Origin of the sequence: Streptococcus mitis (genome assembly GCF_002096755.1) — a bacterium.
GTDB lineage: Bacteria > Bacillota > Bacilli > Lactobacillales > Streptococcaceae > Streptococcus > Streptococcus mitis_AC.
Map to the genome: position 1 here is coordinate 122,676 of NZ_NCVF01000024.1, position 23,460 is coordinate 146,135.

Below are 23,460 nucleotides of genomic sequence, written 5' to 3' on the forward strand. Positions count from 1 at the left end.
AGTTAGTTTAATAATAGTAATAATAGGTGTCTTTATGTGAATCCATTTTATTCATTATCACACCAAGTAGTCTAGCTCCAACATGGTCTAATCTTCTTTTTGCTTCTATTATTTGTCGTCGTTTTGATTTTTTGATATCTACTACCAGAAGGGTAGCATCCGAAATACTGGCTAAAACTTGGGCATCAGTTGCTGCTAGCAAGGGAGGGGTATCGATAATGACATAGTCATAAAAATCCTCAAATGCTTTAAGTGTTTCATCCATAGAAGAACTAGCTAACATCTCAGAAGGATTAGGCGGAACAGGTCCTGAAGTCAGCACATCTAAATTCACATCATTTATCGTCAAATGATTAATGGAATCTACTCCTGACTTCTTTAATAAAAAAGTGCTGAGTCCTTCAGTGTTATTTAGCTCTGTTAATTTATGTTGAGTTGGTTTGCGCATATCCGCGTCTATGATAATCACACTTTTCCCCTGTTGGGCCAAAGAGGCAGCAAGATTGATACTGACTTCACTCTTTCCTTCATTGGGATTGGCACTTGTAACGACAATGATTTTAATATTTTTTCCAAATTCTGAGAACTGAAGATTACTCCTTAAAGTTCTAAAGGACTCAGCTACGATGGATTTACTGTTATGAATAACTTCGATATGCATGTCACTCACCTCTTCTCTTTCTCTCTATAGTCGGAATCATCCCGAGAACAGGTGCTCCCACTAACTCTTCCAAGTCTTCGTAAGAATCAATCGAATCACTCAATAGATATTTGATGAAAATAACATTAAATCCTACAAAAGAAAATACTAGAATAGATACAAGAAGATTCTTCCATAGAACGGGATAAACTGGAGAATCACTTCCCAGTGCTTCTGTAACAACTGACAAGTTGTCGCGCCCTAATCTATCTGCTGTAAATTTCTTGTACTGAGACACATACTCTTTAATATAACGTTCTGCTAAATTTCGATCTAGTCCTCTAACTGTTATTGTGACCAACTGAGAACCTGAGTCATTTGTTAATTTAACCGATTTGATTTTGGCGATGTCATCAGGTGACAAACCTAATGCTTTGTTAGTATTTTCTTTTACAGGGGGGAGATCTGCTATCTCTAAATAAGTCTTAGCTTGTCTTTGAAAGAGGTTTATAGCTTCAATCGTTTGCGCATCATTATTTTGCCCATTTGTTTGGCTTGAAGTGTTCTTCATTATGAGCTTAGAGGAGACACTGTATATAGGAGAAATGATAAAAACAGTATATAGACCAACTGCTGTCGTCCCTACTATAGTAAATAGGAGTAAAAATAGTAGTTTACTTTTTATCAAAGAAAAAATTCTATTAATATTTTTATTAAAAATAGTCATATTATTGTTTGTTTCCTTTTATTTATTTTTTCTTTCTTAGAACTATCTAGAGCCGTTCCCAGTAAACATCACTTTAATTGTTTTTAATAGTATAAGAAAATCTAACTTGATACTTTCGTGATTGATATAGAATAGATCGTAGACTAATTTATCTTTAGGAGTTAATTCATAACCACCATTTACTTGAGCCCAACCTGTAATTCCTGGGCGAACAGCTAAACGTTCATTAAAATTAGGGATATCTTTCAAAAATTCATTGATAAACTCTGGTCTTTCTGGTCGTGGCCCAATAATGGACATCTCACCTTTAATCACATTGATAATTTGTGGTAATTCATCAATTCGTGTTTTACGAATAAAACGTCCAACTTTTGTAATGCGTGTATCATTTTTGCTCGCCCATTTATGACCGTTCTTTTCAGCATCTTGATACATGGAGCGGAGTTTATAAATTGAAAACCTTCGTCCATTTAAACCAATTCGTTCTTGTATATAAATAGGATTACCACTTGATTCGATTACAATAAAGATACAAGCTATTAAACAAATTGGGATAATTAATAGTAATGAGGGTATAGAAATTAGAAGACCTAAAATTCTCTTAATTCTCCTATACATAAGCATCATTCTCCTAGAAAAAACTAAGGCGCACGCATATATATGCGTGCGCCACTCACTACGTTGATGCATATATATATATATATATATATGGCCCCAATTTTATAAAAAGTTAGAACCGATAAAAATATGTATGTTTACCAAGAATTAAATCATACAGTTCAATATAACATAAAACAATAAGATTTTCAAGCTTACTGATTAAAACACTGGAAATACAACTAAATTAAATGTTGCTAAATATTTTTGTTCGATATAATCAACTGAGGATTCACTAAAAATAATTCTTCTGCTCTTTCCTTTCCATACTGATGACTAATCGTGTCAAATGCTTGCTCCATATATGGCGGTCTTGAGCTTAGATTATGCATATCGCTAGCCACACAGTGAACTAGATTATGGGCAAGAAAATATTGAGCTCTTTTTTTGAGTAAGCGATACTTATCCCCAAACATTTTAGGCTTAAGAACACTTGAACTATTTATTTGAGTATAACATCCCATATCTATCAGCTCTTTAACTCTTTTTTCATTTTTTTCTAGTTCAGCATAGCGTTCAATATGGGCAATGACAGGTCTAATACCTAACAATAAAACTTTATTTACTGCATTGCGGATTTCCCAATAGGGGGTGGTCGGGCTGAATTCAATCAAAGCATATTGTGTATCGTTCAGAGTAGGAATCTGCTTGCTTTCCAATTTGTCAAGAGCATCTTGGGTGAAGTATATTTCAGCTCCATATAAAAGAGTTAAGTCAGGCAGTTCTTTCTTAGCAAGTGCTTGAACCTCTTTAAAGTTGGTCATAATTGTATCTTCTGGAGTTTCAAACATATTTTTACGACGATGTGAAGTGGATACAATTGTACGAACTCCCTGTGAAAAAGCTTCTTTCAGAAGAGCTAGGCTTTCTTCAATTGTGCTTGGTCCATCATCTACACCAAAAACAATGTGAGAGTGGATATCAATCATGTAATATTTCCTTATATAATAGAGTTTTAGTTACTGTAATAAATAATTTAACACATATATATAAGTATTTTGAATAACCTATAAATATTAGTTTATACAGTTTGTTTTCCTGATGTTATTATACTACGAAACATTAAAATAATCTAGTTATTCTTATAAGATTTTAAAAGTTATCTAGTATAACAAAGCATATATAAATAAGCGTGTTTTGTTTTCGAATAAATCTGTTGAGAATAATAATGATACTGACTATTAAAACTAACACCTACCATGGAATTTCCACGGTAGGTGTTAGTTATATCAATAATCGTTCTAAAAATGGTTTGATGCAGTTGAGGAGAATTCCTTCTATCCAGCTTTCTTGTGCTGAGGATAGAATGTCTGTCTGGAGGCTTTCTTTTAGAAAATTTCGAACTTGTTCTGGTGCGATTTCAAACTCAAAGGCTTTCATTTTATGGAAAAAGTCGAGCAGATGGTCTGACAGATATTCAGTTGAAAATGGCACTTCTCCACTTTTTTGATATTCTAATAAGAGCCTAGAAAATCGGGCTTTTTCTTCAGGAAGCTCACGAAAGTAAGAATTGAGGAGCCAGGTCTGCTTCTGCTTTCTTTCAATTGGATTCTGACTAGCAATTCGTTGGTCTTTTTCCAACTCTTTTTGGTATTGTTTGGCCTTGATAGCCCGTTCTGTTCGATTTTTACCAAAAAGAATTTTCTCCCATTTGCGTTCTTCTTGAGTTAGAGTTTCTGTAAAGCCAAAGTAGTCTTGATAGGCACGTTCTGCTGGACCCATGGCTAGTACCAGATTGTCTGCATATTGCTTGGCGATTCTATCTCTTTTCTTGCGCTCTTTCTCTGCCTGGATACGGAGTTCCTGTTCGTAGTCAATTTTTTCCTTTCCTAGCTTGACAAGGTAGAGTTGGTCATCCGGTTTTCCAAGTAAAAAGGGCTTGATATACTTTTCTAGGACTTCTTCCATCCGAGCCTTTTTCTTGGGCTCTGCCTTGGTCCAACTTCCTCCTCGAAAGACTTCTAGGAAGAGCTGGTAGTCTCTTTCAGGTGAGAACTGATTGCCACGATTGGGTTTAAAAACACCTTTTTCCCAGAGCCACTTTAGAAGATGCTCGTCAAAGTCACTTTTGTTAACCTTGATTTTTTCCTTTTTCTGTGCTTTTCTGGTCAGATTGTCGACCTTTCTGAGCAGTTTTTCCTCCTCTTCCAGTTGCTGGTCAAGGGTCAATCGATGAAAATGACGAACACAGTCGCTACCAATCGGAAAGAGGCGTTGGCCTGTGACACCGTTAAAGAGTTCGTAAGCGTACTTGATAGCATTTCCACAGACACAATTGCTACGGCCGATACCGTTAAAAATCAAGGAAACTTCCTTCCATTCCTTGGTAGCTTGTTCCCAAGTATCCGCTTTTGAAGCCTGTAAAACCGCATCGTGCAGGGATTTTCTAACTGGAAGTGTCATGAGGTCTCCTTTCTAATACTCAATGAAAATCAAAGAGCAAACTAGGAAGCTAGCCACAGGTTGCTCAAAACACAGTTTTGAGGTTGTAGATAAGACTGACGAAGTCAGCTCAAAACACTGTTTTGAGGTTGTGGATAGAACTGACGAAGTCAGTAACCATATCTACAGCAAGCTGAAGCTGACGTGGTTTGAAGAGATTTTCGAAGAGTATAAATTATACTTTTACAACTTGAACCTCGTCTTTACCGAGTAAAATCAAGTATTTTTCAATATTTTCAATCGAATAGGATCGTGATAAAGCTTCTCCGTATAGGGATAACTGACCACGATAGCGGTCTACGAGTTGACTCGGTTCATCATAGCGGTCTGTCTTATAGTCAAACAGAACAATTTTATCTTCGTAAAGTAGATAGCCATCAAGGATACCACGGACAACGAAGTCTTCCTGACTCTTTTGGTCTCGTTTGAGCATGGAAAAAGGTTGCTCGCGATAAAGATGGTTGGTATTAGCGAGAATTTCCTGACCGAGTGCTGTGTCAAAGAATGCAAGAATTTTAGCAAGATTGATCTTGTCTCTGACAGCTTGGCTAGTTTGAACTTGTTTGAGAGTTTCTGTCAGGCTAGCAAGAGTTGGTCGCTGACTGAGATCCATTCTCTGCATGAGTTCGTGGGTGGCACTACCAATCTCAGCTCCTGTTACCTTTTCTTTGGTTGAAAAATCTGGCAAATCAAAGTTGATTTTCTTGTCTACTGACTGTCCTTGACTTGCAATCTCAACACCTTCCATATCCATAACAGGTTCGTAGAATTTCTTGATTTGACTTGGGGTTTGAACACTAGGAAGTTCAATGGCTGCGCGGTGAAGAGTATTATAAACTTCAACTTCTTTCAGCATTTCAAGAGCTTCTTTAATGGTATTTGACTGACGATTGTCTGCTTGGGAGCTATCTTGGAGAGGACTTTTGTTTTCCAACTCTCCGATAGATTCTCTAGTCAGCTGATCTTCACCAACAAAACGATAACAAAAGTTGAGATTATCCTTTGCAAACACTTTGCTGATAGCCCAAATCCAATCTTGGAAATTCCTTGCTTGAAGTCTAGTGTTGCTGTTTAGTTTTCCATTTTTAGCTGCTGGGTATTCCTTAGCTTCCAGCTTTTCACGAGAACCTTTACCGACAAGATAGAGCTTTTTCTCAGCCCTTGTCATAGCAACATAAAGAAGGCGCATCTGTTCTGAATAGCTTGCTAGCTGTAATTCCTCTTCATTCTGTCTATAAGTCAGACTAGGAATGGAGAGTTTGATGGTTTTAGGATAGTAGTCTTCTACTGCCCCTGTCTCCATTTTGGCAATATATTTGACACCAAGACCATTCTGACGGCTGAGAATGACTTCTGACATAGAGTCTTGCTTGTTGAAATCTTGATCCATATTGAGAATAAAGACGTAAGGAAACTCTAGCCCTTTACTCTTGTGAATAGTCATAAGTTCTACAGCATCCTTGGGCGGTGCGACAGCCACGCTTGCCAAATCGTGCTGAGCTTCTAAAACTTGGTTAATCATACCAATAAAACGCGACAAGCCTTTGAAATTGCTCTTTTCAAATTGATCAGCACGCAGAGCTAGTGCATAGAGATTAGCCTGTCTAGCAAGACCATTTGGTAAAGCCCCCACATAATCATAATAAAAACGGTCGTTATAAATCTTCCAAATCAAGTCATATAGGGAGTGGGTTTTGGCATACAGGCGCCAAGAAACCAAGATATCCATGAATTGCTTTAGTTTCTCAGCTAGAGCTGAGTGAATCAAGACTTTTTGGCTACTTACCATTTTTTGTGCATTGACCAGTTTCTCATAGAGATTTTCTTGGACTTTATCCTCCGCTTTCTGAAGAGATAAACGTGCTAACTCGTCCTCATCAAAGCCAAACATTGGAGACTTCATAAGGGCAACCAAGGCATAGTCTTGCAGGGGATTATGAATGACACGAAGAGTGTCTAGCATGACTTGCACTTCTAGGGATTGGAGATAATTGTTTTGCTCTCCGTCGGTTTTAACAGGAATCCCGTACTCAGACAGGGCGAGAAGAATCTGGTCATTACGACTGCGGCTGGAGGTCAGAAGGGCGATTTCTTTAAAGGCAACACCTTGTTCCTGATGAAGTTTAAGGATTTCCTTGATAACTAAGCGCATTTCCCCTGTTAATTTCGTTTCTGCTTGGCTCTCTTCTTCCTCGCCTGTATCGTCCTTGTCGTAGATGAGAAATTCTGCCTTGTTGTCTGGATTGGGAGTCAGTTTGGTATTGGCAAAAACAAGCTGGTGCATGTTATCATAGTTGATTTCGCCGACTTCTTGGTCCATAAGACGTTCAAAAACATCATTGGTTGCTGACAGCACTTCTGAACTACTACGGAAATTTTCCTTGAGGAGAATCAGCTTTCCTTCTTGGGGATTTTGCGCATAGCGTTGAAATTTTTCATTGAAAATCTGCGGGTCTGCTTGACGGAAACGGTAGATGGACTGCTTGATATCTCCTACCATAAAGCGATTGTGACCATTTGACAGCAATTCCAGCATCCGTTCTTGAATGTGGTTGGTATCCTGATACTCATCGACCATGACTTCATGGAAGCGGTCCTGATAAACCTGACGAACTTGTGGGAAATTCTCTAAAATCTCAATGGTATAGTGGCTGATGTCAGCGAACTCAAAGGCATTTTCCTGGCGTTTACGCTGACGATAAGCTTCCACAAAATCGCTCATAAAAGCTTGGAAGGTTTTAGCTAGCTTCCAGGAGTCTTCATGGTAACGTTCTTGATAGTCGAGAATCGTTATCTGGTCTGACAGTTGTCCTAGTTTAGCAAACTGGGTCTTTCTCTCTTCATTGTAGGCATCAGCCAGTGGCTTCAAATCAGCCTTACGGCTGGCATTAGTCAGAGATCGACCGTTTTTCTCTTTTGAAATGGCGACAACACGCGCAAGCACTGCCTGATAAATCTGACTATCGGACTCCTGATTCAAGGAGCCAATTTCATCTAAAATCAACTGAACATTCTCTAGATAAGCAGCCTTTGCAAATTCCTTGGCATCATTATCCAGATGATAACGGAAAAAACTTTCCAAATCCCAAAGGGCTTGCTGGATTTGTGTGGTCAGTTTTTCTTTTTCACTGCTAAAATCAGCCTCTTCAAAGCCTTTGAGGAAAGATTCACTCAGCCATTTCTGAGGATTGCTGGTGGATTGGAGGAAGTCATAGATTTTATAGACTTGCTGGCATAGCCCCCGTTCATCTTTTCCACGTCCAGCAAAGTTTTTCAGCAAATGACTAAAGGTCTCTTTCTGTTTACCTTGGTAATGCGCTTCAAAGACCTCATGGAAGACTTCGTTTTTTAGAAGGAGTTGCTCGCTCTGGTTTTGTAAAATACGGAAATTAGGCGCAATATCAATTAGATAACCATGTTTGCCAAGGAATTTTTGTGTGAAAGAGTCCATAGTTCCGATAGCAGCGTTGGGTAGGTCTGCCAACTGGCGGCCTAAGTGTTGTTTGAGCTCGACACCATCCGTCTCTTGGATTTGTTGGCTGATTTTTTTCTCCAAACGTTCCTTAAGCTCAGTCGCAGCCTTGACGGTAAAGGTTGAGATAAAGAGTTGAGAAATTTCGACACCACGCGCTAACTGATCCAGAATGCGCTCGGCCATGACAAAGGTTTTACCAGAACCAGCCGATGCTGAAACCAGGATATTCTGACCAGAAGTGTAGATAGCTTCGATTTGCTCGGCAGTTTTCTTTTGTTCCTTGCTCGAATTCACTTCTGCATCTTGCAGTTTTTGAATTTCCTCCTCAGTTAAAAAGGGAATGGGCTTCATCGATTCAACTCCTCTCTTATTTTTTCAAACCAAGCTTGCTTGAGTTTTTCTCCGACCAGACGCTTGCCATCAGTTAAGTCCAACTTTTCTAGAAAACGGGCTTGGTCCAAGTGGTAATTGGCTTCAAATCCTGTGATGGCTTGATGTTGCTGAACATACGGTGCAATACTTCTGCCATTTTCAGTATAAGGATTAATGGCGAACTGGCCTACTAAAATCTTCTCAGCCGCTTTTTTATAAAGATAGGCATTGTAGTCCAGTAGGAGCTGGAATTCCTCCTCCGTTAGCTGATTGGCCTTGTTTTTATTGTAAAATTCACCCAAATGACTGCTTTCTTTTTCTAAAAAGAGGCCTTGGTATTTCATTGACTTGCTGGCTTCTACTACTGCACCTGCCAGACTTTTAACGGCCATCAGAGATTGGACGGGTTCAGCCATTTCCAAGTACATAGCGCCGAAAAAGTTCTGCTCCCCTTCTCTTTTTAAGGCAGCTAGATAGGTGGGCAACTGGGAATTGAGCCCATTAAAGAAATGAGGAAACTGGAACTGAGTCAGACTGGATTTGTAGTCTACCACTCCAATCGCTCCATCAGCTTTCAATCGGTCAATGCGGTCAACCTTACCTCGTACAAAGACACTGCGTCCATTGTCCAATTGAATAAAGGCTTGCTCTTTCCCACCGAAATTCGCTTCCTCTTTGATAGTTTCGATGGCTGGATTGTGTCGGAGAATATGTCCAGTCGTCCGTGCAACATCAAGCAAAACTTCCTTGGTAAACTGGGCTTCCAAACTTTCTTGATAAATGGCTTCAAATTCGCGTTCTTGACTGGTTTCTTGGATAGCTTGTTCTAGACGGTTGTCAAAGGAATCTTCGTTAGGCAACTGCAAGGCACGTTCAAAAATGCGGTGCAAGAAATTTCCGTGACTGCGGGCATCAGGACGCAGGCGTAATTCTTCTTGCAAGCCTAAAACGTAGCGAAGAAAATAACTGTATTGGTTCCGGTAAAACTCCGTCAAACCAGACGTAGACAGGTAAAACTCCTGATCAATAGGATAGAGAGCCTGCAAGGTATCCTTGGTCAACTGCTTACTGCTTGGACTGGTTGGGAGGGCTGGATTCTCCAGACCTTGCTGGTCTAGTTTTTTACCCATCACACGCGCCAGGACCTTGACAAAGGTCAAATCTTGCTCAGTCTCACTCGTCTCGCCCTGCTGGTGATAGGCAACCAGACTGGACAAAAGACTGTGATATGACCCCATATCTTCCTTAGACAGCCCTTTGTGATTCATCCTCTTCTCTTTTCGACTAAATCCAAAATGGACCAACTCTTGAAGATAGGCAGATTCCTTACTTTCACTTTCGTTAAAAAGGCTTGGAGCTGACAAGACCAACTGCTTACGGGCAGAATTGACCAAAGAAAGCATAGTATAGCGATTTTTCTTGAGATTTTCACTGCTGGCAATCAGCAATTGCGCCCCATCTTCTGTCGCTTGGTTTAGGCTCTGTCTTTCTTCGTCTGTCAAAAGACTGGTGTTTTGCGCAATTTTTGGTAAATTGTCCTGAGTCAGCCCAATGGCATAGACAAAGTCAGCAGTCAGTGGTGCAATCAAATCGTAACTCTGCACCAGAACAGTATCCACTGTCGCTGGAATAGTGCGATACTGAGACAAACTCATTCCAGAATGGAGCAAGGCTAGGAAGTCTTCCAGACTAACCTGTGAACCAGCAAAAACAGTCGGAAATTGTTCTAAAACATGACAGAAGGCTTTCCAAACTTCAGCTTGTCTTTCCTGTTCAAGAACTTCCATAGTGGCTGTCAAATCTTGCAACTGCTTGGTCACTTCTCCTTCTTTTAGAAAGACATTCCACTTTTGCAAGAGATTTTCAGCCTTTTGTTTTCGGCTGGTAAACAAGGTTTCAAGAGGAGCCAAAACTCTCAAACGAATGGCATTCAAGCGTTTCAAATCAAATTTTCCATGGTGGGATTTGGTGAAAGTTTGCTGAAAGGCTGGCAAGCCATTGATACCAAGATAGCGGATATATTGCTCCAAAGCATCAATATCAGCTTGACTAAGGTCGGTATATAGACCTGTTCTGAGAAGGTTAATCAAATCCTCCTGACGGAAACGATAGCGTTTTAAAGCCAAAATAGACTCGACAAACTGTGTCAAAGGGTGGTGGGCCATGGATTCGCTTTTTCCAAGATAGAAAGGAATCTGGTACTGGTCAAAAATGGTTTTTAGAGATAATTGATAAGAAGCTACATCCCCCAAAAGAATACGAAAATGCTTGTAGCTTAGGTCTGAGTTCTCATGCAATTTCTGACGAATGCTACGCGCTACCAACTCCAACTCTTCTTTTTGTGTTAAACAAGACCAGATTTGTAAGTTGTCACGGTCCTCATCATTCATCTCCAATGTTAATTCTGAAAAGTCATAAGAAGACTCCAGCAAACGAGAGGCCTTGTCAAAACTATCCATCTTCTCATGAATTTGAGAAAGGTCTTGCGCAGGCGTTTGGTATTTAGTGGCTAGATGATGGAGAAACTCCACACTGGCTTGATAGAGATTGCCTTCAGCGAATGGACTAGTATAAGCTTTCTTACTAGCATAAGCCCCAATGACAATCTCAACACCCTTGCTATGAAGTAAGTCCACAATCCGCTCTTCTTCGGCAGAAAAACGGGTAAATCCATCAATGACCAAGGCGATTTGAGTGAGGTCACTACTTACCTTGCCATTCTCAATAGCCTTAATCAAATGGGAGAGCTGACTTCCCTGAGCTAACTGACCTTGATTGAGATAGGTCGTGACATTCTCAAAAATCAAGAGTAAGTCTGCTCGCTTGTCTTCATCTGTCAAACTTTCCAAGTCCAGAAAACTCATCTGAGCAGTCGTCATCTCATGATAAAGTTCAATCAACTGCTGGATAAACTGAGGATCCTGCTTAATAGCGCCATAAACACGCAAGTCCTTGGGGTCGAGCTCAGCAAGGCACTTATAAAAGGCCATCCCAAGACCGATATCATCAAGACTGGTCTTGGTAGGCAGGTCATTCAAGACCAGATAACGAGCCATCTGAGCAAAGCGCGTGACGGTAATCGCAAAAGAAGCCTGCTGGGACAAGCATTCCAGCACGGCGCGTTCCTTTTCAAAAGAAAGAGAGTTGGGGGCGATGTAGAAGACCCGCTTGCCAGCAGCAACTAGCTCTTCCGCCTCTTTCGTTAAAATTTCAGTCAAAGAAGTCCGAATATCAGTATAAAGTAATTTCATCTCAGCCTCGTTGGAATTTTTCATTACCTTTTATTATACCATGATTAGCCCGAAGATTCCTCCTCCTTTCCTCTAAAATATGCTATAATAATACCAAAAGATAAAGAAGGAAGTCTTATGATTAAACTATTAGCCTTGGATATGGACGGAACCCTCCTTAATGAAGCCAAGGAAATCCCACAAGCTCACATTACTGCTATTCACCAAGCCATTGAAAAAGGTGTCAAACTGGTTCTCTGTACGGGTCGCCCGCTTTTCGGTGTGCTCCCCTACTATCAAAAACTGGGGCTTGACCTCCAGAATGAGTATGTCATTGTTAACAACGGTTGCTCAACCCACCAGACCAGTGATTGGGGGCTAGTTGACTGGCAAGAACTCAGTTCATCTGACATTGAATACCTCTATGACCTAGCTGAAAAAAGTGATGTTCAGTTGACTCTTTTTGATGAGGAACATTATTTTGTCCTCGGTGGTAAGCCCAATCAAGTCATCCAAAATGATGCCGAGCTAGTCTTCTCGGACTTAACTGAAATTTCACTAGAGGAAGCCACCAGTAGCAAGTATCGTATGTTCCAAGGTATGTTTTTAGGAACAGAGAGCCAAACAAACGATTTTGAGCAACGTTTTGCTGAGGAACTCTGTCAACGATTTAGCGGAGTTCGTTCGCAGCCTGTTATTTATGAAGCCATGCCGCTTGGAACGACAAAAGCTACTGCTCTTTCTCGACTAGCTGAGATTTTGAAGATTGATTCCTCAGAAATTATGGCCATGGGCGATGCCAATAACGATATCGAAATGCTCCAATTTGCAGGCCTTGGTATTGCTATGGGAAATGCCAGCGACTATGTCAAATCCCTAGCTGATGACGTTACAGCCAGTAACGAAGAAGACGGCGTTGCGCGTGCGATTGAAAAATATATTTTATAATTAAGAAGCCCAGTTCGTGTCAACTGGGTTTTGATATTTAAGAATTCCTAAAACTTTAGAAACTCTTTAGAAATGCTTGAGCTTTCTTTGATTTCTATGCTTTATACTAAAGTTATCAAAATAAATCAAAAGGAGAGAATCATGAAAACAGTACTTGACATTCATGGATTGTCCAAAAACTTTGCCAAACAAGCTATTCTTCAGGATCTTCATCTAACGATAAGAGAGGGAGATATTTATGGACTTATCGGGAAGAATGGAGCTGGGAAGACCACCTTAATAAAAATTATTACGCAACTACTCTTTGCGGATAAAGGAACTGTTTCCCTCTTCTCCAGCAAAACGGAAAATGAGTGGATCAAGTCTCTATCTCGAGTAGGTTCAGTGATCGAATCACCTGTAGCTCATAATCACTTAACAGCCTATCAAAATCTGAAATATTACTGTATGATTCGTCATATTCCAAATGCTGATCAAGTCATTCGAGAAACGCTGGACTATGTAGGTTTGCCAGATACAGGTAAAAAAGTCTTTCGAGATTTCTCTCTTGGAATGAAGCAAAGACTTGGCATCGCCATTGCCCTTCTATCTAAACCAGACTTCCTGATATTAGATGAACCTATCAACGGTCTCGACCCAATCGGTATCAAAGAATTTCGTTTAATGATTCAACGGCTCAATCAAGAAAAAGGGATCACCATTCTCATCTCTAGCCATATCTTGTCAGAACTCTATCTCCTAGCCAATCGTTTTGGTATTTTGGATCAAGGCAAGATTATCCGTGAAATCAGCAAAGCTGAATTTGAAACACTAAGTGAGGATTATATTGTGCTTAAGACAGCTGATAAAGAGAAAGCTTGTCAAGTATTGAAAGAACAAATCCAGCTCCAGTTCAAGGTTGTTAATCCAGAAAATGAAATCCATATCTTTGGTCAGGAACAAGATGTCAAACAGATTCTCAAGGAATTAACCTTGGCAGATGTTGCCATTGACGAGATTTACTACGCCCGTCAAAACCTAGAAGAATACTTCACTCAATTGGTCCAATAGGAGGAAAATCATGATACATACCATTCAAGCAGACTTTTACCGTCTTTTCCGTTCCAAAGGATTCTGGATTACAGAATTTATTCTCTTTACTCTCATGCTAATGGGAGCAAGTATAGGAGCTACTGGCCGTCTGATGGCAATTCAGACAGAAGACCCAGAAATTCCAACCCAAGGTTGGGATGGTGTACAAGCCCTGATTAACGCATCTAGTCAAGGTTCAAACCTCGTTTTTCTCTGTATTATTATAACTTGTCTAGTTCTAGGTGTTGATTTAATCGGAAAGCTCTATAAAAATAGTTTGACAGTGGGTGTTTCTCGTACCGAGTTTTTCCTTGCCAAAGCCTTTGTATTGACTTGTATTGCACTCTTGCAACTTATCATCAGCCTTGTGATTGCCTTTATTCCAGCAACTATACTTAACGGCCTTGGTGCGATACCTGATGGCTTTATTGGAAATCTACTGATAACCATTTTCCTTCAATTATTTTGCCTTCTCGCTTGGCTTTCGATTATTTCCTTTATTCTCTACCTGACTCATTCTTATCTTGCCGTATTTATTGGTTATCTGATTAGCTCTATCATCCTTTCTATGCCAATGATCATTTTTCCAAATATCAAATATTTACCATATTTGTCCTTGCATTTTTCCTATGCTATGACTGCTAATAGTGAATCCATTTTCTATACCCTTATAGTTACCTTAGCTGTTATTGTAATCTTTAATCTAAGTGGACTGGCAGTTTTCAAAAAGAAAAGCCTATAAAAAATGACCTCCTCTAGCCTACAGAGGAGGTTTCTTTTTGTTAAAAATAAATGAAAACCGACAACCATTGTCCATCTGTGCTTAGTTTCATCTCTGCACCGAGAAGATGACATAATTCTTCAGTGATATAAAGGCCTAAACCAGAGGATTCTTCAGTGTCTGATAGATTTTCAGAATAAAAACGGTTGCTGAGATTTTCTATTTTTTTGATGGGCTGTTTAACAAGGTTTGCAATCTCTAAGACAAGCTGTTCCTTTTCCTTTCTCAAAGATAGACGGGCTTCTTCCTTGCCATGTTTGAGGACATTTCCAAGCAGATTTTGTAAAATTCGATCCAGCAAGTCTTCATCTGTCCTCATTTTCAGACCAGCTTCAACCTCAAAATCAAGTGTGATATTTGCCGCCTGAAAAACATCATAATAAGCCAGAGTCTTTTTAGTAATAAAAGCGGAAAGATCCACTTCTTCCATTTTCGGTTTAACAGCTCCTTCCATCAAACGACGGTATTCTAGGAGAGCCTCCAAACGTTTGGAAACTAAATCAAGATGCTGGGCTACTTTTTGTAGGGTTTCTCCTTTGTTTTCAGGAGACTTTATCAATTGTTGGGTGTAGCCTGAAGCGATAGTCAAAGGAGTTCGAATATCATGAGCGATATTGCTGATGGCCATATCCAGAGTCTGCTTTTCCCTTTTCATTACCAACCGAGATTGTTCCACTTCTTGAAATAGATTTTCAATCTGCTGGTAGAGCTGTAGAAAATGTTTGGAAAAAATGCTGACTCCTACTCTTTTCATACTACCCGTGAGAATCTTGTCTTCAATCTGTTGACTCAGGCTTTCAAGTGCTAGATGGTATCGAATCAATGTAATCGATAAAATAATTAGGAGAACCAGTAGGATAAAGATTATCATGTAGGTCATTGCTTATCTCCTTTTAATCTTACCCCAACTCCCCAAATGGTTTCAATATATTCCTGATTTGGGTCAAGCTGGTTTAATTTTTTACGAAGATTACTCAAATGCGTATTGAGGGTATTATCTCCAGGTAAATAGCTCTCTTCCCATACCATTTCATAAAGTTCTTCCTTGGTGAAAATTTTCTTTGGATATTTAAGGAGAGTTTGGAGAATCAAGCATTCTTTCTTGGCAAGACGAATCGTTTCCTGGCTATTTTTAATTTCAAAACTTTCTGCATCAAACTGGATATTTTTCAAGTTTAGTGTCAGATTTTCAGTTTTTTCTATTTCCATAGGCTGTTTTTCTACACTTTGGCGTAACTGAACAGTAACTCTTGCAAAGACTTCATCCAAATCAAAAGGTTTCACTATGTAATCATTGGCACCGTCTAAAAGATATTGGCTGATAAGTTTTTTATCGCTCAAAGCCGTTAGCATAATGACTGGAGTTTGACTTTGTTCCCTAATAGATTTTAAAACCTGATCCCCATTTTTCCCAGGAAGCATGATATCAAGCAAAACGAGGTCAATCCCACCTTGGTCAAAACGCATGATTCCTTCTGTACCAGAAAAGGCTTGAATCACCTCATGCTCCTCAGTAAGAAGTGTTCGCAAAATTTCTTGAATGTCACTATTGTCTTCAATAACCAGTATCCTAGCCATAAACACCAACCTTTCTGCAACTATTATAGCATGTTTTATTGATAAAGCTTAAACAGAAAAGCTCCTCGCATCAAAGTGCGAGAAAGCCTTAGAGGGTTAAAATATAAAATTCACTTACTAGATAACATAGTATCCTTATAGTTGCAAATAAGAAGTTAGTCTAGCAGAATGAATCTCTCAATTCTATCCTAACTAGTCCGTAATACGTTGATACATTTCGGGTCTTCTATCTCGAAACAAGCCCCAGTTTAGGCGCTCGCTTGCTCCCTTGTCTAGGTCATAAGTAGCTAACAGAACAGCTTCTTCTTGTCTTTCAGCTTGCTCTAGAATAGCTCCTGTTTCATCCGTCATAAAGGATGAACCGTAAAAGTCAAGACTTGAACTCTGTCCGCCATTTTCCTCACTTGGTGCGACTTCTTCCAAACCATAACGATTGGCTGCGATGACTGGAACAATATTTGCTGCTGCGTGTCCTTGCATGGTACGTTGCCAATGACCACAGCTATCTGTTTCCAAGATAGGTTCCGAACCGATAGCTGTAGGATAAAAGAGCAATTCAGCCCCATTCAATGCAAGACAGCGCGCTGTTTCAGGGAACCATTGATCCCAACAGATACCGATACCAATCTTAGCGTAGCGCGTATCCCAGACCTTGAAACCTGTATTGCCAGGCGTAAAATAAAATTTCTCTTGATAGTAATGGTCGTCTGGTATGTGGGTCTTTCGATAAACACCCAGCACTTCCCCATCTGCATCAATAACGGCAATAGAGTTATACAAGACATTGCCATCTTTTTCATAGAAACTGATCGGTAAAACAACTTGTAGTTCCTTAGCAATCACCTTAAAATGCTGAATGGCAGTATTTTCTACTACAGATTGGGCATGCTGATAGTAGTCATACTGACGTTCCTGACAGAAATAGGAACGTTCAAACAACTCGGGCAAGAGAATAATTTGTGCGCCTTGTTCTGCTGCCTGACGTACTAAACGCTCTGCTGTTTGAATATTTGTTGCCACATCCTTGGCACATTGCATCTGAATAGCTGAAACTTTTACATTTCTCATCTTTTTCTCCTATTCTGGGATTTGTTGGGTGATACAGTGAATATTTCCACCACCTAAGAGAATATCTCTAGCTGGTATTCCGACAACTTTACGGTCTGGGAAACACTTACTGAGGATATCTAAGGCCACTTGATCGTTTTTATCTTGAAACTGGGGAACAAGGACAGCCTTGTTGGCGATATAAAAGTTTACGTAGGAAGCTGCTAGTCGTTCACCTGCGTATCGCTCTTCTTCTCCTTCTTCATAGATGTAGCCTGGCAAATCCTCTTTGGTTACAACTTGATGAAGGGCTGGAATTGGAAGTTTATGAATGGTGAAGTGACGACCTTTTGCATCTGTTTCCTTTTCTAAAAGCGCTAAATCAGCTGCTGACATGGCATATTGAGGATCGCTTTTGTCGTCTGTCCAAGCCAAAACAAGCTCAGCAGGACCAACAAAGGCAGCAACATTGTCAACGTGTTCATTGGTTTCGTCCTGATAAATACCATAAGGAAGCCAAATGACTTTTTCAGCTCCAAGGTACTCTAATAAGGTACTCTCGATTTCCTCTTTAGTCAGATGAGGATTGCGACCAAGACTGAGAAGGCAACTTTCAGTTACGATAATGGTTCCTTGACCATCGCTATGTATCGCTCCGCCTTCTAGGACAAAAGGTTTGGCATCATAAACAGGCATTTCCAAGGACTCAGCAAAACGACTGGCTACTTGGTCATCATCTTCATAATCTTGATAAAGACCATCAACAGCACCACCCCAGGCATTGAAAGACCAATCCATGGCTAATTTCTGGCCTTTATCATTGACAAGAATGGTCGGACCTGTATCACGAGCCCAGGCATCATTGGTGGGAATGTCTAAATAAACAACGCTATCTCCAAGGTAGTCTTGGGCTTCAGCTAAGTAGTCTTGGCCCACCAAAAGATAGACTCTTTCTCCTTCTGCTATGGTTTTTATAATCTGGCTAAATGCTGCTTTAGCAGCTTTTCCTTGAAAAGGCCATGATCCTGGTCGAGTCGGCCATATCATGAGGGTACCATGATGGGGTTCGTACTCTGCTGCCATGCGATAGCCCGCTTTTTTCGGAGTTTCTATCATGATAATCTCCCTTTAAAGTCTTGATAGCCGAAGGCTTTGACCAAGCTACAGTCACCCTGTTCGTCCATGAGATAGAGACTTGGCAATCCAATACCATTAAAGGTATTATTTTTGACAAAAGAATAAATGGCCATATCTTCAAAATAAAGTCTGTCTCCGATTTGAACTGGATTTTCAAAGCTATAATCACCAATCACATCGCCTGTCAGACAAGTATTGGAAGAAAGTCTATAGGTATGGGCTTTTTCCTGTGCCTCAAAGCCATTTCTCAAAGGTGGACGATAGGGCATCTCAAGTACATCAGGCATATGGCAGGTCGCAGAGGCATCTAAAACCAAGATTTCCATACCGTTTTCGACAATATCCAATACTTCAGTTGCTAGATAACCCGCATTGAGCGCAATGGCTTCACCCGGCTCGATATAGACTTCAAGATTATAAGTTTCTCGGATACGCTTGATCTCAGAAATCAGCAAATCCACATCGTAACCTTCTCTTGTGATGTGGTGTCCGCCCCCCATATTGAGCCATTTGACCTCATGTAAGTAGGGACCAAACTGTTCTTCTACAGCTTTCAAAGTTGTCTCTAAATCATCTGCTCCCTGCTCGCAAAGGGTATGAAAATGAAGTCCGTCAACCAAATCTAGCAAATCACTCGGAATCTTGTCTAGAGTAACTCCAAAGCGAGAACCTGGTGCACAAGGGTCATAGAGCGCGTGATCTCCTTGAGTTGAACACTGAGGGTTAAGTCGCAAACCCACGCTTACACCAGCATCCCGACAATGGGCCCCATGTTTACGTAACTGTCTGTCTGAGTTAAAGACGATATGGTCTGTTATCTCAATCAATTCATCCAAGTCCGCATCCTTGAAAGCAGGAGCAAATACATGGACTTCTCCTGGGAATTCTTCTCTAGCTAGCTTGGCCTCATAGAGACCACTTGCAGTCGTACCTGATAGATACTGGCTAATCAAGGGATAAGTTTTATAGAGGGAATAAGCCTTCTGGGCAAGCAAAACCTTGCAGCCAGCTTCTTCTTGTACATATTGTAGGATACGGCAATTGGCTTCTAACTTGGCCAAGTCAATAACATAGGCTGGTGTTGGTACTTGTTCTAGCTTCATTAGTCCACCATTTGTGGATTTTCAACCACAACCCAAGGCAAACCGTACTCATTCAAAGCTTCCATAAATGGATCTGGATCCAATTCTTCAAGATTATACACTCCAGCTTGTTTCCAAGTTCCGTTCATAACCAATTTTGTCCCAATCATGGCTGGAACTCCTGTCGTGTAAGAAATAGCTTGTGAACCAACTTCTGCGTAACATTCCTGATGGTCACAAACATTGTAGATGTAAATGGTCTTTTCAACACCATCTTTGACACCTGTAAAGATACATCCAATATTGGTTTTACCAACAGTGCGTGGACCAAGGCTTGCAGGATCTGGAAGTAAGGCTTTTAAGAATTGGATTGGAACGATGTCTTGTCCATTAAAGTTAATGGCATCCGTACGAAGGAGTCCAACATTTTCAAGACATTTCATGTGCGTCAAGTAAGATTGACCAAAAGTCATAAAGAAACGAATGCGTTTGACCCCTGGAATGTTCTTGGCCAATGATTCGATTTCTTCGTGATGAAGGAGATACATGTCTTTTTGTCCGACCTGAGGGAAATCATACTCGCGCTTGATTGACATAGCTTCCACTTCGACCCATTTTCCATCTTCCCAGTAAGAACCTGGAGCAGAAACCTCGCGTAGATTGATTTCTGGGTTGAAGTTTGTTGCAAACGGATAACCGTGGTCACCACCATTACAGTCTAAAATGTCGATATAGTGGATTTCATCAAAATAATGTTTAAGGGCGTAAGCTGAAAAAACGCTGGTCACACCTGGGTCAAAACCAGAACCAAGCAGAGCGGTCAAGCCTGCTTCTTTGAATTTCTCTTGATAAGCCCACTGCCATGAGTAGTCAAAGTAGGCTGTAAAGCCAAGTTCCTTACAACGTTTTTCGTAGATGGCACGCCATTCAGGGTCTTCTGTGTCTTCTGCTTCGTAGTTGGCTGTATCGATATAGTGAACACCTGTTGCCAAACAAGCGTCCATAATTGTTAAATCTTGATATGGTAAAGCTACGTTCAAAACAGCTTCTGGTTTGTAGCTTTCAATCAGGGCAATCACTTCATCTACCTTGTCAGCATCAAGAGCAGCTGTCTCAATCTTTGTAGTTGTTTTACCTTCTAGCTTCGCTTTCAAGTCATCACATTTTGACTTAGTACGGCTAGCAATCATAATCTCTGTAAAAGTTTTGCTATCTTGACAAATCTTTGAAATAGCAACTTGGGCAACTCCCCCACATCCAATAACTAGTAAACGACTCATTTTTTTCCTTCCTCTTCTTCTAAAATGTCCTCAACATACTTGGGCAACATAAAGGCTCCAACGTGTAAGTTTGCAGTGTAGTATTCTGTAAAAAGTTGGCGTTTTTTCCAGCCTTCCTTGTCAAAATCTTTGACAGGGTGATATTTTTTCGATGCAAATCCAAACAACCAATAGCCAGCTGGACTGGTTGGGATATGGGCCTGATAAACTCGACTGATTGGAAAGGCTTGATTAACCTTGCGGTGCATGCTTCGGCAAGCTGACTCATCCTCGTCAAAGAAGGGACTCCCATGCTGATAAATCATGATGCCGTCTTCCTTCAGAGCACGATAACTATTACCGTAAAATTCCTTGGTAAAGAGCCCTTCCGTATGTCCAAATGGATCTGTCGCATCGTTGATAATGATATCGTAATCATCTTCGCAGTTTCGCAAAAAGCGTAGCCCATTTTGATAGTAAATGGTAACACGAGGATCATCTAGCCCTGCAGCAAAGTCTGGAAAATACTCACGACAAACCTCTACCAACATTTCATCAGGTTCTACAATATCGATTTGTTCTAGCTCAGGATAGAGTGTTAATACTTGAGCAACACCACCGTCACCACCTCCAATAACCAAAACTTTCTTGGGATTGGGATGCACAGCCATAGGAACATGAACGGTCATTTCATTGTAGACAAAATCATCTGCATCTGAAAACAAGACATGCCCATTTAAAATCAGTATTTTCCCAAACGCTGGAGTGTCAAGAACCTCGATATCCTGCCATTCACTTTTTCCAGCGTAGAGTTGCTTGGCTGTTCTCAGGGACAATTTCACATCTGGAGTATGAACTTCAGAAAACCATAAATCCATCTAGTTCTCCTTTCTCTTAATGACGTTGATGTGATTGACCTCTGGATCTTCCGTCCCTTGGAGGGAGCAACCACGTTCCTTTGCAAATTGGATATAGTCTACAATTTCACGAGTAATGCGTTCACCAGGAGCCAAGATAGGAATCCCTGGAGGATAGCACATGACAAATTCTCCACAGACCTGTCCAACAGATTCATCCAAGGTCAAACTTTTTCTCTCTGAATAGAAGGCTTCCTGAGGGGATAATACCAACTCGGGCTGAATATATTCTCCAGCTATTAAGTCCTTCCCATCTCGTGAATAGAGTCTCTTGATATCAGCCAAAGCACCGACTAAGCGCTCGATGTCTTGGATACGGTCACCAATCGAAATATAGGCCAAGATATTGCCAATATCACCAAACTCAATCTGAATGTCGTATTCATCTCGTAGGAGGTCATAAACCTCACTACCTGTTAAGCCAATGCCCTGAGTGTAAACTGACAGCTTGGTTACATCAAAATCACATACCGACACGCCATCTATTAACTCTTTTGAATAGGCATAATAACCGCCTATAGCATTAATTTCACGACGAGCATACTCTGATAGTTCAATAACCTTCTCAAAGGACTCTTTACCACGAAGGGACAAGTTGCGACGCGAAATATCCAGACTAGCCATCAATAAGTAAGAGGCAGATGTTGACTGGGTCAGGTTGATTATCTGACGAACGTACTCAGGATTCATCTGCTCCCCGATTAAAAGAAGCGAACTTTGTGTCAAACTCCCACCAGACTTATGCATGGAAACTGCTGCCATATCAGCACCTGCATCCATAGCAGAAATTGGAAGTTTATCAGTAAAATGTAAGTGTGCTCCGTGGGCTTCATCCACTAAAACCATCATGCCAGCTTCATGAGCCATTTCCGTTAAACCTTTGAGGTCTGAACAGATTCCATAGTAAGTAGGATTGTTAATCAAAATGGCCTTGGCATCTGGATGCTCCTTAATTGCCTGCGCTACTCGGTCATTTTCAAGACCTAAAGCGATACCAATCTTAGAATCCACACTCATCTCGATATAGATGGGAATGGCACCACATAGAACCAGCGCATTGATAGCAGATTTATGGACATTTCGTGGCAAAATAATCTTATCTCCTGCCTTACAGGTTGACAGAATCATAGTCTGCACCGATGAAGTTGTTCCTCCAATCATGAGAAAGGCATGGCTAGCTCCAAAAGCATCTGCAGCCAGCTCCTCTGCATCCCGAATAATCGAAATGGGGTGACCAAGATTATCCAAGGGTTTCATCGAATTAACATCAATGCCTACACATTTTTCACCTAGCAGTTCGACCAGTTCTGGATTTCCCCGTCCACGCTTGTGACCTGGAACATCAAAGGGAACAATCCGTTTCTTGCGTAACTTCACCAAGGCCTCATAAATTGGGGCTTGGTTTTGATCTAACTCTTTCAAGACATACTCCTTTACCGTATTTTTAGCTCCTCAAAATGATGAGGGCCATCAAAGGTTGACTCATGAAAAAAGAGCAGGTTTTCACCTGCTCTGCAATCTTCTGACGTTTTTATGTTTGTTTCTGTTGAGTATGTCTGTTCCCGATGTTTCCAAACTCTCTAGTAGCAAATATTACGTACTTTATTGATCGTTTCACAAGATGACGTGTGCTTTCACCACACTAAAAATTTATGAATTAGGACAAGTGTCCTAACATCAACTTATAAAAGTAGGCTTTTAACCCTATCAATAATGTGGTTTTTCAACCACGCTTCGGCATTCAACCCTGCCTGTCCGTAGGCATTTTTTACTCGGGTTTATATTTGCTAGAAAACATCATCTCATTTTCTAAGCTTTATTACTATATCATACTTCAAACACTCTGTAAAGTACTTTTTTAAAAAAATATCTATTTTTGTTCGGAAATATATTGTTTTATATAGATTTATATAAGTTTAATAGTGTGAAAACGGATATAAAAAGAACTAGTCCACTAGTTCTTTTAAATGTATCTTAACGATTAATGGTAACAGAAAAACGATAGCCATTTAATTGTATAAATTTCACCAAAACGAATAAAGCAGTTCGTTTATCAGCATTGGCAAAAACATGCTTTTTTTCAAGCAATACAAGTAG

18 protein-coding genes and 1 pseudogene are annotated in these 23,460 nt (G+C 40.4%); 3 read left to right on the forward strand and 16 right to left on the reverse strand.

Annotated elements, in window-relative coordinates:
* Positions 1–7: 7 nt before the first annotated feature.
* The 7 genes from B7700_RS06765 to rexB form a co-directional block, all read right to left on the reverse strand.
* Positions 8–661, reverse strand: a complete 654-nt coding sequence (locus B7700_RS06765; RefSeq protein ID WP_084887941.1) for a CpsD/CapB family tyrosine-protein kinase — start codon at positions 659–661, stop codon at positions 8–10.
* A 1-nt stretch (position 662) separates the two neighbouring features.
* A complete protein-coding gene (locus B7700_RS06770; protein WP_084887944.1) occupies positions 663–1,367 on the reverse strand; it encodes a YveK family protein in 705 nt (234 codons plus the stop codon).
* Positions 1,368–1,409: 42 nt separating this feature from the next.
* Positions 1,410–1,985 (reverse strand): sugar transferase, encoded by a 576-nt coding sequence (locus tag B7700_RS06775; RefSeq protein WP_084888094.1) that lies wholly within the window; start codon positions 1,983–1,985, stop codon positions 1,410–1,412.
* 236 nt (positions 1,986–2,221) lie between these two features.
* The gene (gene cps4B, locus B7700_RS06780; protein ID WP_084887946.1) at positions 2,222–2,953 is read right to left on the reverse strand and encodes a capsular polysaccharide biosynthesis protein Cps4B; all 732 of its coding nucleotides are present in this window, start codon (positions 2,951–2,953) and stop codon (positions 2,222–2,224) included.
* A gap of 295 nt (positions 2,954–3,248) precedes the next feature.
* A complete protein-coding gene (locus tag B7700_RS06785) occupies positions 3,249–4,427 on the reverse strand; it encodes a hypothetical protein (protein WP_084887948.1) in 1,179 nt (392 codons plus the stop codon).
* A 214-nt stretch (positions 4,428–4,641) separates the two neighbouring features.
* A complete protein-coding gene (gene addA, locus B7700_RS06795) occupies positions 4,642–8,292 on the reverse strand; it encodes a helicase-exonuclease AddAB subunit AddA (protein WP_084887952.1) in 3,651 nt (1,216 codons plus the stop codon).
* Positions 8,289–11,564, reverse strand: coding sequence for an ATP-dependent nuclease subunit B (gene rexB / locus B7700_RS06800; RefSeq protein WP_084888097.1), 3,276 nt, complete (start codon positions 11,562–11,564; stop codon positions 8,289–8,291). Before rexB ends, addA begins: the two co-directional genes overlap by 4 nt.
* Positions 11,565–11,681: 117 nt before the next feature.
* Here rexB and B7700_RS06805 point away from each other — a divergent pair, with 117 nt between their 5' ends.
* The 3 genes from B7700_RS06805 (at position 11,682) to B7700_RS06815 (ending at position 14,304) form a co-directional block, all read left to right on the forward strand.
* Positions 11,682–12,491, forward strand: a complete 810-nt coding sequence (locus tag B7700_RS06805) for an HAD family hydrolase (RefSeq protein ID WP_084887954.1) — start codon at positions 11,682–11,684, stop codon at positions 12,489–12,491.
* 141 nt (positions 12,492–12,632) lie between these two features.
* Positions 12,633–13,541, forward strand: a complete 909-nt coding sequence (locus B7700_RS06810) for an ATP-binding cassette domain-containing protein (protein WP_084887956.1) — start codon at positions 12,633–12,635, stop codon at positions 13,539–13,541.
* A gap of 10 nt (positions 13,542–13,551) precedes the next feature.
* Positions 13,552–14,304 (forward strand): ABC transporter permease, encoded by a 753-nt coding sequence (locus B7700_RS06815; RefSeq protein ID WP_084887959.1) that lies wholly within the window; start codon positions 13,552–13,554, stop codon positions 14,302–14,304.
* A 40-nt stretch (positions 14,305–14,344) separates the two neighbouring features.
* Here B7700_RS06815 and B7700_RS06820 read toward each other — a convergent pair whose 3' ends face one another.
* The 9 genes and pseudogenes from B7700_RS06820 to B7700_RS11000 form a co-directional block, all read right to left on the reverse strand.
* On the reverse strand, positions 14,345–15,223 hold the full coding sequence (locus B7700_RS06820; RefSeq protein ID WP_084887961.1) for a sensor histidine kinase: 879 nt from the start codon (positions 15,221–15,223) through the stop codon (positions 14,345–14,347).
* The gene (locus B7700_RS06825; protein ID WP_084887963.1) at positions 15,220–15,921 is read right to left on the reverse strand and encodes a response regulator transcription factor; all 702 of its coding nucleotides are present in this window, start codon (positions 15,919–15,921) and stop codon (positions 15,220–15,222) included. Before B7700_RS06825 ends, B7700_RS06820 begins: the two co-directional genes overlap by 4 nt.
* A gap of 192 nt (positions 15,922–16,113) precedes the next feature.
* Positions 16,114–16,989: an N-carbamoylputrescine amidase gene (aguB, locus tag B7700_RS06830; protein ID WP_084887965.1), complete on the reverse strand. Its 876-nt coding sequence runs from the start codon at positions 16,987–16,989 to the stop codon at positions 16,114–16,116.
* Between the two features lie 9 nt (positions 16,990–16,998).
* Positions 16,999–18,084 carry an agmatine deiminase gene (aguA, locus tag B7700_RS06835; protein ID WP_084887967.1) on the reverse strand — a complete coding sequence of 362 codons (1,086 nt, stop codon included), beginning with the start codon at positions 18,082–18,084 and terminating at the stop codon, positions 16,999–17,001.
* Positions 18,081–19,208, reverse strand: a complete 1,128-nt coding sequence (gene nspC, locus B7700_RS06840) for a carboxynorspermidine decarboxylase (protein ID WP_084887969.1) — start codon at positions 19,206–19,208, stop codon at positions 18,081–18,083. Before nspC ends, aguA begins: the two co-directional genes overlap by 4 nt.
* Positions 19,208–20,467: a saccharopine dehydrogenase family protein gene (locus tag B7700_RS06845; RefSeq protein WP_084887971.1), complete on the reverse strand. Its 1,260-nt coding sequence runs from the start codon at positions 20,465–20,467 to the stop codon at positions 19,208–19,210. The genes nspC and B7700_RS06845 overlap by 1 nt, the downstream gene beginning before the upstream one ends.
* Entirely contained in the window at positions 20,464–21,324 is an 861-nt protein-coding gene (gene speE / locus B7700_RS06850) for a polyamine aminopropyltransferase (protein WP_000366713.1), read from the reverse strand. Before speE ends, B7700_RS06845 begins: the two co-directional genes overlap by 4 nt.
* Positions 21,325–22,785, reverse strand: a complete 1,461-nt coding sequence (locus B7700_RS06855; protein ID WP_084887973.1) for an aminotransferase class I/II-fold pyridoxal phosphate-dependent enzyme — start codon at positions 22,783–22,785, stop codon at positions 21,325–21,327.
* Positions 22,786–23,346: 561 nt separating this feature from the next.
* Positions 23,347–23,460 (reverse strand): annotated as a pseudogene (locus B7700_RS11000) (type II toxin-antitoxin system death-on-curing family toxin); the annotation flags it as partial.

What these genes read in the sequence shown, in the direction of transcription:
- rexB (WP_084888097.1), bottom strand. Translation starts at nt 11,564, where the DNA reads ATGAAATTACTTTATACTGATATTCGGACTTCTTTGACTGAAATTTTA.
- cps4B (WP_084887946.1), bottom strand. Translation starts at nt 2,953, where the DNA reads ATGATTGATATCCACTCTCACATTGTTTTTGGTGTAGATGATGGACCA.
- B7700_RS06775 (WP_084888094.1), bottom strand. Translation starts at nt 1,985, where the DNA reads ATGTATAGGAGAATTAAGAGAATTTTAGGTCTTCTAATTTCTATACCC.
- aguB (WP_084887965.1), bottom strand. Translation starts at nt 16,989, where the DNA reads ATGAGAAATGTAAAAGTTTCAGCTATTCAGATGCAATGTGCCAAGGAT.
- B7700_RS06810 (WP_084887956.1), top strand. Translation starts at nt 12,633, where the DNA reads ATGAAAACAGTACTTGACATTCATGGATTGTCCAAAAACTTTGCCAAA.
- B7700_RS06765 (WP_084887941.1), bottom strand. Translation starts at nt 661, where the DNA reads ATGCATATCGAAGTTATTCATAACAGTAAATCCATCGTAGCTGAGTCC.
- B7700_RS06820 (WP_084887961.1), bottom strand. Translation starts at nt 15,223, where the DNA reads ATGACCTACATGATAATCTTTATCCTACTGGTTCTCCTAATTATTTTA.
- aguA (WP_084887967.1), bottom strand. Translation starts at nt 18,084, where the DNA reads ATGATAGAAACTCCGAAAAAAGCGGGCTATCGCATGGCAGCAGAGTAC.
- B7700_RS06785 (WP_084887948.1), bottom strand. Translation starts at nt 4,427, where the DNA reads ATGACACTTCCAGTTAGAAAATCCCTGCACGATGCGGTTTTACAGGCT.
- B7700_RS06805 (WP_084887954.1), top strand. Translation starts at nt 11,682, where the DNA reads ATGATTAAACTATTAGCCTTGGATATGGACGGAACCCTCCTTAATGAA.
- B7700_RS06845 (WP_084887971.1), bottom strand. Translation starts at nt 20,467, where the DNA reads ATGAGTCGTTTACTAGTTATTGGATGTGGGGGAGTTGCCCAAGTTGCT.
- B7700_RS06825 (WP_084887963.1), bottom strand. Translation starts at nt 15,921, where the DNA reads ATGGCTAGGATACTGGTTATTGAAGACAATAGTGACATTCAAGAAATT.
- B7700_RS06770 (WP_084887944.1), bottom strand. Translation starts at nt 1,367, where the DNA reads ATGACTATTTTTAATAAAAATATTAATAGAATTTTTTCTTTGATAAAA.
- nspC (WP_084887969.1), bottom strand. Translation starts at nt 19,208, where the DNA reads ATGAAGCTAGAACAAGTACCAACACCAGCCTATGTTATTGACTTGGCC.
- B7700_RS06815 (WP_084887959.1), top strand. Translation starts at nt 13,552, where the DNA reads ATGATACATACCATTCAAGCAGACTTTTACCGTCTTTTCCGTTCCAAA.
- addA (WP_084887952.1), bottom strand. Translation starts at nt 8,292, where the DNA reads ATGAAGCCCATTCCCTTTTTAACTGAGGAGGAAATTCAAAAACTGCAA.
- speE (WP_000366713.1), bottom strand. Translation starts at nt 21,324, where the DNA reads ATGGATTTATGGTTTTCTGAAGTTCATACTCCAGATGTGAAATTGTCC.